Origin of the sequence: Bifidobacterium sp. M0404 (genome assembly GCF_016101415.1) — a bacterium.
Lineage (GTDB): Bacteria > Actinomycetota > Actinomycetes > Actinomycetales > Bifidobacteriaceae > Bombiscardovia > Bombiscardovia polysaccharolytica.
In genome coordinates, this window is the sequence record NZ_JACFQP010000014.1 from 1 (window position 1) to 1,951 (window position 1,951).

General features: G+C 55.4%; 3 protein-coding genes. 2 read left to right on the plus strand and 1 reads right to left on the minus strand.

Features of this window, described 5'->3' with window-relative positions; genetic code table 11:
- The first annotated feature begins 204 nt into the window (after nucleotides 1-204).
- Together H3T93_RS09040 and H3T93_RS09045 are read left to right on the plus strand one after the other, a co-directional pair.
- Entirely contained in the window at nucleotides 205-717 is a 513-nt protein-coding gene (locus H3T93_RS09040; RefSeq protein WP_045925197.1) for a hypothetical protein, read from the plus strand.
- A 22-nt stretch (nucleotides 718-739) separates the two neighbouring features.
- Nucleotides 740-1,186, plus strand: a complete 447-nt coding sequence (locus H3T93_RS09045) for a hypothetical protein (RefSeq protein WP_015022033.1) — start codon at nucleotides 740-742, stop codon at nucleotides 1,184-1,186.
- A gap of 135 nt (nucleotides 1,187-1,321) precedes the next feature.
- Here H3T93_RS09045 and H3T93_RS09050 read toward each other — a convergent pair whose 3' ends face one another.
- Nucleotides 1,322-1,882 (minus strand): hypothetical protein, encoded by a 561-nt coding sequence (locus tag H3T93_RS09050; protein WP_015022034.1) that lies wholly within the window; start codon nucleotides 1,880-1,882, stop codon nucleotides 1,322-1,324.
- Nucleotides 1,883-1,951: the final 69 nt, after the last annotated feature.

Consider the following 1,951-nt stretch of genomic DNA (forward strand, 5'->3'; position numbering starts at 1 on the left):
CGCGTTTAGTTCCTATAGCCCTATGATGGTGTAACGGTGGTGCTACTGTCACCGTTGATGTAATAACTCAAGAATGATAGTTAGGCCTATCTATCAGTGCAGTATTCCAGTTTTAGCTGGGTTGTCAGAGGTGCCATGGCTGACACCGCTGACTTCGTTATTGGTTATCAAGGATGAATTGACTCAACAAACGGAAAGGGGCTTATGATGAAAGCTCTGAACACTATCAAAAGTAGGTTGCTCGCCAGCGTTGCTGTTCCACTTGCGCTGTCTATGGGAGTCGCCATGGTTCCCAGTCAGGCGATGGCTGCAGAGCCTGTGGATACCGCTTCGACATCTATCGTGAGTCAAGTCACCGATTCGCTGACTCCGAGGGATGTGCTGGAGATAGCGGATACCGCATGGGAAAACGGTGATTATGAAGGTGCTGGCATCCTGACCGAGTATGCATTCTCGATGCATGATGGCACTGCCGGTAATGGCTTCCAATCGAGGAATTGGGCTACGACGATCGCCAAGAAAGCTGTCATTAAGCTTCTGCGCTGGGGAGGTTCCAAGCTTCCTGCCAAGATTGCTCCGTGGGCCGGTCGGATTGCAGACTTCCTGGAAGCCACCGGCGTCTGGACTCATGCCGCTATCGTCTCAGGTTTGATGCAGCTGGGCATCCCTTACGATATTGCTGAATACACGGCGACATGGGTTGATTTGTTCCTCTGATTCATGGAGAGAGGGGTGAGCGATGAGTGACCGTGGACGATCAGACCATGTAACGGTTTCGGATGCGATTACCGGTGTTGGTTTTTTCGGAACTGTGTTGTTGGGTTTTGTCTTTCCTTTTGCGGTCGGCATTGGTGTCACTTATCGCTTGCTCCCTTTCGGTGGCGTTCGTTCCTGGGTGCATGGGTGGCGTGGGGTTTTGGGTACCATCGTTATCTTTCTGTTGTGGTTCTTTGGTACCTACATAACTGATGCGTTGGTGGATGTGTTGTTTAGCATGAGCAGTCACAAGGTCTTGAAGAAGCTTGTTAGCGAAGTTGTGAGTTTTGTGTTTCTCATGGGGTTGATGGCCTTGGCCTTCAGCAGGTGGGAAGCCATGGCGCTCTCATCTTTGATAACTGAGGTTCTCACCATTCTCATCTCCCTACTCGTCATTCATGCCGTTGATGCTGCAGACAAGCATGATTAATCTAAACAACGATCATTCCTAGGGAATGAAGCGGATTCGAGTGCCCCTTTTATGGGGCGGGAGAAACGCATCGGACGCGGAGAGGTCTCCTCCTTGGTTTGGGAGGAGACCTCTTCGGTTTGGTTGTGTGTGGTGTTAGTCGTCGGTGGGGTTGATGTTCTTACTGAGGGCCAGGGCGATGAGCGCTGCGAGGTTGTTGGTTCGGTCGAGGGTGAGGGCTTGGACCATGTATGAGCTGGCTTGGTCGGGGTCGCGGGCGGCCCAGGCCAGGTAGGCTCTGGAGGCGCTGAGGTGTGGGGTGGGGCCGACGGCGGCGGTGAGCTGGTCGAAGAGGTTGTAGGCTCTGTCGGCGCGTTCCTGGTTGACGGGGGTCCGGCCTTCGAAGCAGGTGGTGAGGCTGGTGAAGATGAGTTTGACGGCGGCGGGGTCGTGGGGTTGTTCGGTGATGGTGGTCAGGTCGTCTCGGGTGGTGTCGGGGTTGATGGCGGCGACCAGGAGCGCGTCGCGGTGCGGCAGTGAGGTTTCTATCAGCGCGGCCATGCGGGTGAGCCGGTCGTGTCCTATGGCTTCGGGCTGGTGGGTGCCGTCGAGTATGCGCATGATGCTGTCGAGGGCCTGTCGGCCTGCGGTGAGCATGAGTTGGGGGTCCTGGCTCAGTTGCTTGACGTCGTCCTGGAGGCTGGTTGTGGTGTTCATGGGTGTTCCTTTCCTTGGTGCCGGGACTGTTTGTGCCGACGCCTGGAATGGCGGCCCGGGTATAGCGGA

Bases quoted from the DNA above. Each gene is read 5' to 3' on its own strand.
- H3T93_RS09040 (WP_045925197.1), top strand. From the start codon at position 205: ATGATGAAAGCTCTGAACACTATCAAAAGTAGGTTGCTCGCCAGCGTT.
- H3T93_RS09045 (WP_015022033.1), top strand. From the start codon at position 740: ATGAGTGACCGTGGACGATCAGACCATGTAACGGTTTCGGATGCGATT.
- H3T93_RS09050 (WP_015022034.1), bottom strand. From the start codon at position 1,882: ATGAACACCACAACCAGCCTCCAGGACGACGTCAAGCAACTGAGCCAG.